Source organism: Candidatus Enterovibrio escicola, assembly GCF_002464935.1.
GTDB classification, from domain to species: Bacteria; Pseudomonadota; Gammaproteobacteria; order Enterobacterales; family Vibrionaceae; genus Enterovibrio; species Enterovibrio escicola.
On record NZ_NBYY01000017.1, the window covers coordinates 1 to 6,952 of the forward strand.

The 6,952-nt window shown below is 40.1% G+C and carries 6 protein-coding genes and 3 pseudogenes; 4 read left to right on the top strand and 5 right to left on the bottom strand.

The window, feature by feature from the left end; all coding sequences use genetic code 11:
- The 3 genes and pseudogenes from BTN49_RS07180 to alr form a co-directional block, all read left to right on the top strand.
- On the top strand, nt 1-365 hold a 365-nt coding region (locus BTN49_RS07180), incomplete at its 5' end, for a DDE-type integrase/transposase/recombinase (RefSeq protein WP_146679257.1).
- A gap of 674 nt (nt 366-1,039) precedes the next feature.
- Nucleotides 1,040-1,292 (top strand): annotated as a pseudogene (locus tag BTN49_RS17885) (IS5/IS1182 family transposase); the annotation flags it as partial.
- Nucleotides 1,293-1,332: 40 nt separating this feature from the next.
- A complete protein-coding gene (gene alr, locus BTN49_RS07190) occupies nt 1,333-2,433 on the top strand; it encodes an alanine racemase (protein ID WP_097356615.1) in 1,101 nt (366 codons plus the stop codon).
- A gap of 198 nt (nt 2,434-2,631) precedes the next feature.
- Here the strand turns inward: alr and BTN49_RS07195 are convergent, their stop codons facing one another.
- Complete coding sequence (locus BTN49_RS07195) at nt 2,632-2,841, bottom strand: hypothetical protein (protein WP_146679259.1); 210 nt, start codon at nt 2,839-2,841, stop codon at nt 2,632-2,634.
- Between the two features lie 183 nt (nt 2,842-3,024).
- Between BTN49_RS07195 and BTN49_RS07200 the strand changes: the two are divergent.
- Nucleotides 3,025-3,836: pseudogene (locus BTN49_RS07200) on the top strand (IS982 family transposase).
- A gap of 75 nt (nt 3,837-3,911) precedes the next feature.
- Here BTN49_RS07200 and BTN49_RS20800 read toward each other — a convergent pair.
- From BTN49_RS20800 to BTN49_RS07220, 4 genes and pseudogenes are all read right to left on the bottom strand, one after another.
- Nucleotides 3,912-4,088 (bottom strand): IS1-like element transposase, encoded by a 177-nt coding sequence (locus BTN49_RS20800; protein ID WP_097356617.1) that lies wholly within the window; start codon nt 4,086-4,088, stop codon nt 3,912-3,914.
- A 266-nt stretch (nt 4,089-4,354) separates the two neighbouring features.
- Nucleotides 4,355-5,395: pseudogene (dcm, locus tag BTN49_RS07210) on the bottom strand (DNA (cytosine-5-)-methyltransferase).
- 130 nt (nt 5,396-5,525) lie between these two features.
- Nucleotides 5,526-5,885 (bottom strand): hypothetical protein, encoded by a 360-nt coding sequence (locus tag BTN49_RS07215; protein ID WP_097356618.1) that lies wholly within the window; start codon nt 5,883-5,885, stop codon nt 5,526-5,528.
- Between the two features lie 382 nt (nt 5,886-6,267).
- A partial coding sequence (locus BTN49_RS07220; RefSeq protein WP_097356619.1) for an IS6 family transposase occupies nt 6,268-6,952 on the bottom strand: 685 nt, incomplete at its 5' end.

Here is a 6,952-nt window from a genome sequence, read left to right on the forward strand (position 1 = left end):
CCCAAAAACGTAATAAAAACGCGGCTTATCAGTTCTTGAAACGGTGCCTAAGATACTATGATGTAGACACTCAGCCTAAGACCTTGAACACAGACAAGCATTCCTCGTATGCTCATGCTCTCTCGCGCCTGAAGAAGGAGGGACGGCTGCGAGCGGATGTCGAGCAACGGCAAGTGAAGTATCTCAATAATGGTATCGAGTCCGATCACGCCCCCATCAAGAAGCTCGTTGTCAGCTCCGGCGGTTTTAAAATAGGAAAGCGAGCCTGGTCAACCATCAAGGGATTAGAATCACTGCGAATGTTGAACAAAGGCCAGTTTGATTTCTGGTTACGTCATGATGAGGGTAAAACAATGCAATCATAAAAACGATTGCATTTATCTAATAATCCACTATAATACAGACAATGAAACGATAAACTGGATAATCACAATGTGTGAGAAGCAAGATAAGATTGAAAAATTAGAAAAATAGCTTTGCTAAAGCTATATGCGCGAGGCTAATCTATTTAAGACGATTATCGGGGGTAAAAACTTTTAAAATCAGTTCACATTGAGAGCCCTGAAGTGGATCTATATTCCACTAATTATCGTCGTCATTACATCATTAGCCACAATGATCACCATATTAGTTAAATAAACCAAACAGCCCCAGTACGGGGCAATTTTAGGCTGAAAATATGAACCTTAAACAAGCCCAGTTTCTCTCAGAAGCGTACCTACCCCGCGAGGACTTACACGATGCAGTCTTAGCCGTTCTAATTGAAGGTATGAGTGTTTACGAAGCAGAACGCACCCACAAACTCCCAGCTTGCTCACTAGGTCGAGCCGTCAAGAAAATACAACGTATTTACGATCATGCTGAACAAGTTATGAGATTGGAAAATTAAATCACGTATCAGTTATTTAAATTAACCTCAATTCCTACGATCAGATCATCAATCCGAGTTAAAAGGAAGGTGATGATGGGAAATGGCAAGGCCAAGCACAAGATAAGAAACTAGAAACAATATAATCAAGCATTAGTAAACCGAGGCTAAGAAGGTTTTCTCAATTCAGTTTTCACGTTGATGAATGCCTGCTGAGATCCCCTACAGACACTTGTATTAGTAAGTGTTTGAAGACCGTAAAAGTTAAGTACCATTATACGACGAAGGTGACTGGAAAACACGTAAACACTGTAAGGATAAGCGACGTATCTGGCGCAAACTTCATCTTGCCGTTGATGTGTCTTCTCATGAGGTTATTGTTGCAGAAGTTAGCCTAGTTTCTGTGGGTGACAATAAGGTTTTATGCAGACCTAGAGTTTGATGAAAAACAATAACGAGGTATAATGAAGGCAGCAACTGCATATATTAATCTTAATGCGCTCAAACATAACTTTAACGTAATCCGAGAAATTGCACCCAACAGTCGCACGTGGTCGGCAATCAAAGCCAATGGTTATGGTCATGGTTTATTGCCCGTCGCGGAAGCTTTGTCTTCTCATACTAACGGATTTGGAGTCGCACGTCTCGAGGAAGCGATAATGCTTCGTGAGGGAGGTATCACGCACCCATTGCTGCTGCTTGAAGGTTTTTACGCTGCCGACGATCTGCCTGTGCTACAAAAAAACAACCTACAAACAGCGGTTCATTGTATTGAACAACTCAGCGCACTGGAAAATGCAGTATTAGCACACCCACTGACGGTCTGGTTGAAAATTGATACCGGTATGCACCGTTTAGGCGTACGTCCTGAGAATGTGAAAGATTTTATCACACGACTTAATGTGTGTTCAAATGTCGCCAAGCCGCTGCATTTCATGAGTCATTTTGGTTGTGCTGATGCGCTAACTGAACCAATGACACAAGATCAAATCTCATTGTTCAAGGAATTAATCACAGATCAGGATGGGGACGGATCTCTTGCCGCCACATCGGGTATTTTATTCTGGCCAAACAGCCACTTTGACTGGATCCGACCTGGCATTGGCTTATATGGAATATCACCTATGGCTGATCGCGTTGGTGCAGATCTTGGTCTTCAGCCCGTCATGACGCTGTCTTCAAGTATTATTGCGATCCGAGAGGTAAAAAAAGGTGAGTCGGTAGGTTATGGTGCGCGTTGGACCACAGACCGAGATACCAAAGTAGGTGTTGTCGCCATCGGTTATGGAGATGGTTATCCGCGTGCTGCACCCGATGGGACGCCAGTAATGGTTAATGGACGTCGTGTACCATTGGTTGGTCGTATTTCAATGGATATGCTAACAATTAATTTAGGGTCTGATACAGTTGACCGTGTCGGTGATGACGTTGTTCTTTGGGGCAAGGATTTACCTGTCGAAGACGTTGCTCGATATGTGGGTACTATCGGTCATGAGTTGGTCACTAATCTCAGCTCAAGAGTTAATCTCATTTATTATGAGGCTGGTTGCAACCTAAGAGCTTAATTAACCTGAACTTCGCATAAGAGATCCTGTGTTCGATAAGTTAATTTCCGTATAGAAAATAAATTCTTTCATGGATCATAAATCCTTGTTAAGACATCTTCAGTAGTCGGCAATTTGGTTGCCTATCAGACCAACAAACTATTCAACTTATTGAATACATAACCCCTAAATTTTCTCTGTAGTCATTTTAGTCATCACTTAACCAGCCACTGAAATAGTAGAGGCTTTAGATTTCTTTTTAGGACGCATTAAAAATAAATATACAATCAAAGTCGATAAACCAACGATCCCAAAAACATCTGCCCAATCAGATAAATGTACGGTTATTGATACCATCATCGGAGATAAGAACGTTGATAGCAGTACTGTTGCTCTTATCATACCGAGAGCGGTGCCTGTATGATTCACACCTGCTTTAACAGCCGTTTCCGTATACGCAATAATAACTAACCTGAGTTGCGCATAAGAAATGAACTCAATGCCAAGGTCGAGCTCTAATCGTTTGAAATAAACTATTAACTGTACAAAAACTTGAGCATGAATAACTTAGACGTTGTTTTCGTTGATGCCGACGACTTCTGCTAAACTTTCATCCCTGCATGGACAAAACACCTAATTTCTTCCGGTATCAAAAAAGAAACAAGCCTTCTCGCCTCTCAGTTAGCGAAGGGATGACGATAGTGATAGCTTTACATCAATCTGGGTATCAAGACTTCACAACCTATTACATCTACTTTGTTTGTCGCTACCTCACCAACGAATTTCCTGAATTAGTTACACGAGAATGCTTAAACTCATGAAAGGTGTCCTAGTTCCACTTTGCTCTTACCTCACTTACCGTCAGGCAAGGCCGACAGGTATTACCTTTGTTGATTCGTCTAAGATACAGGTTTGTCACAACCTGCGGATTCTCAGACATCAGGTTTTTTAAGGTACCCCGAAGCGAGGAAAAGGAACAATGAGGTGGTTCTACGGTTTCAAATTACACCTTATTATCAATGACCAAGTTAGCATTATTTCAGTCCAAGTGACGACGGTTAACGTGGATGATAGAAAGCCTGTATCGGAAATGGTTGACGAGCTTTTTGGCTGTTTATACAGAGATACAGGTTATATCTCTGATCCATTAGAGCGGGAACCTACAGAGAAGGGAGTGACACCGATAACGGGTATGAAAAAAATATGAAACTCAAAGTGATGAAACTTTGGAACCGCCTGATACTCCGTAAAAGATTTATTATTGAAACCGTTCTTGACCAACTAAAAAACATATCCCAAACGAGCATTCTCGGCACCGTAATTGTATCAGCTTGATGGCGGGGCTTATCGCGTATTCCTTTCAACCAAAGAAGCCGAGTATCAAGATGACTAAGCTTGATAAGCAAGCGCTTATGCAGATCTGAGGTTACCTACGAAAAACCATTGCTCATCTACTTCTCAGACAAGCCCCATTTCCTGTACGTCAAGATGGAATGTGGTTACACATCGTGGTGCAAGTTTTCTAAAACAAGGATAACCAAATTAATGCTGATGTGTAACACTTGATAGGAGTCATGAATACCAGAACCATTCATAGTAAATTCAATGAGTTGCTCTTTTACCCCCGCCTGACAAGCCCTGTATGTATATCCAATCTGGATGGTTCGGCAACATATCTAGCAACGATAGCATTGGTGTCCAGCAAGGGTGATACCAAGTTTTTAAACCGTTTTTTTTGCGGGAAAAATGAGATTTAACATCAACGGTAGCTATAATGATTACTATGCAAAAGCAGGCTTTTTATACGAAGAAGAACCTATTGAATACATAACCCATTTAAGACTGTAAAAAAGATCTGAATCAGTGTGTTATAGGCTTGATTTAATTAATAACACCCTACGTTTTAGAAACGCGAATGTGGGGGGAGGTTGTCAAAACATAACTAATACAAGTAATACACTAGTTTTTTAGCAATAGATCTAACCACGGGAACACTAACACTATTGCCAAATTGCTTATAGGCCTGCAGATCACTAACGACTATCTTGAAATTATCATTAAAACCTTGGAGCCTTGCGGCTTCTCTCGGCGTTATTTTTCGTGGATTTCTCGAATCACCTTGGCTAATTAATATTTCAGACCCGTCCTTATAATAACGAGCCGAAATTGTATTTGTATAAGATGAGTTTTGAGTGAACATCCCATATCAAAAACCATTTCCATTTGTCCTATGACCTGCTTTTCTACGTTTATGTCCCGCCCATAAACGGTCTGATATTGTATATTTTTCTGGAACATCCTTTTGTAAAATATTACCAACTTTAGTTATTTCAAACGTTGGTTTTGGGAAATCGAAGGTTTCTCCATTTCTTAAAGCAACTATATATATTCGTTCTCGATTTTGAGGTACACCAAAATTTTTAGCTGATAAAACCTCACTTGACACTGTATAGAAAAGTTTTTCAAGTATTTTCTGCATAACTTTAAACGTATTTCCTTTATCGTGAGTTCTTAATCTTTTTACATTTTCAAGTAACACAACTTTTGGTTGATGATACTTTATGATTTCAGCTATATAAAAAAATAATATTCCACGAGTATCATCGAAACCTTTTTGAAATCCTGCTTGCGAAAAGGGCTGACAAGGAAAACCTGCTAGTAATAGATCGAATGATCTTATTACCTCTGGTAAAATCTTTTTTATATCCCCATAAGGTTCTTCGTTCCAATTAAATTGATAAGTTTTCCTCGCAAACTTATCAATTTCAGATGAAAAAACACACTTACCACCAAGTTCACTAAAAGGAACTCTCATACCGCCAATTCCAGAAAATAGATCTATAAATGTAAAATTCATTTTATTTTTGCCAATCCTTAAGCATTTGTGGAATTTCATCAACATAAAAACTGAATTGAGAAAGCCTTCTAATCCATGAATGGGAAGTTTAAAAATACCTTTCACCAACAGTGCCGTTCCCATCATCACTTCCTGCTTAACTCCATGATGATCTAATCGTAGAAATTGAGATTAGTTCAGATATTTGGGAAATACCGCCTAGAAGAAGTAATAATCAAGTTGCCTTTTTAATCAAGGGGTAGTACGTCATCCAGCTTTACTCTAACTTTAAGGATTTGACTATTTCTTGTTTATCTTGCTGTTCAATGTCTTTTCCTTGCTCATCTTTGACCGAAATCTTGTCATTTAGGTAAGGTGCGGAGTCAAATCTCACCAATGTGAAATTATCTTCTACTTCCTTCTTAAGCCCTCTGTTTTGTTGCTGTTCATTACTATGAACGGGCTTGTCTACAATATTATCTTGTTTATTTTCGGTTACTTGTTTTTGCTCATGTACCAATTTCTGCTCAATAAACATTTGTTGTAGTTTGGGCAAGTCGAAAACAATGTTGAGATTTTTAGCAATAGCAACATCTATCACTTGTTGTTTAAATTCTTTTGTGCCCGTCAGTTTCACTGAGCCAAACTTTTCAGCAGCTACATGATCAAGTTCAGGAATAGTGCTTTTACCTTCTAGATCATTGTATTGCTCTTGATAGGTTGTACTAAGAATAGTATTGGTATCACCCTAACTTTGATTCATGTATTTAATACAAAAATCATTCACAGTAAAGGTTCTAGAAGCAATTTCTATTCTTGCACTTCCCTCCTTTGCTCTAAACGTACTGTAGTTTTCAGGAACTAAACCATGAGTTCTTTCAAAATGTTGTCATAGGAGTTTAGGATTGAGTTCTCTCCTAACAACTCGAAAATGCTCTATCTCTTTGGTAACTATTCTCTCTTTGGGGCTGTTGCAACTAATTATAGGATGCAGATCTACCCAGTAATGGGCTTAACGATTACTGATAAATCACCTCAACATTGAATAGACGATTCATGAAGGCGGATCTCTCCCGAACAAGAGTTTTACCCTCATCATGACGTAACCAGAAATCAAACTGGCCTTTGTTCAACATTCGCAGTGATTCTAATCCCTTGATGGTTGACCAGGCTCGCTTTCGTATTTTAAAACCGCCGGAGCTGACAACGAGCTTCTTGATGGGAACGTGATCGGACTCGATACCATTATTGAGATACTTCACTTGCCGTTGCTCGACATCCGCTCGCAGCCGTCCCTCCGTCTTCAGGCGAGAGAGAGCATGAGCATACGAGGAATGCTTGTCTGTGTTCAAGGTCTTAGGCTGAGTGTCTACATCATAGTATCTTAGGCACCGTTCCAAGAACTGATAAGCCGCGTTTTTATTACGTTTTTGGGAGAAATAGAAGTCCAGTGTCTCGCCTTGCTTGTTGATAGCTTGATACAGATAATGCCATTTCCCTTTCACCTTGACGTAGGTTTCATCGAGCTGCCACGAAGAATCTGCTCGGATGAATTGATGGCGACGTAACTTCTTGCGTAATGCTGGGGCATATTCCATGAACCAACGATAAATGGTCGAGCGGTTAACCGAAACCCCTCGCTCTGCCAGCATGTCGCTGAGGTTGGCGTAGCTCATTGGGGTCGAACCATACCAGCGCAGGCAC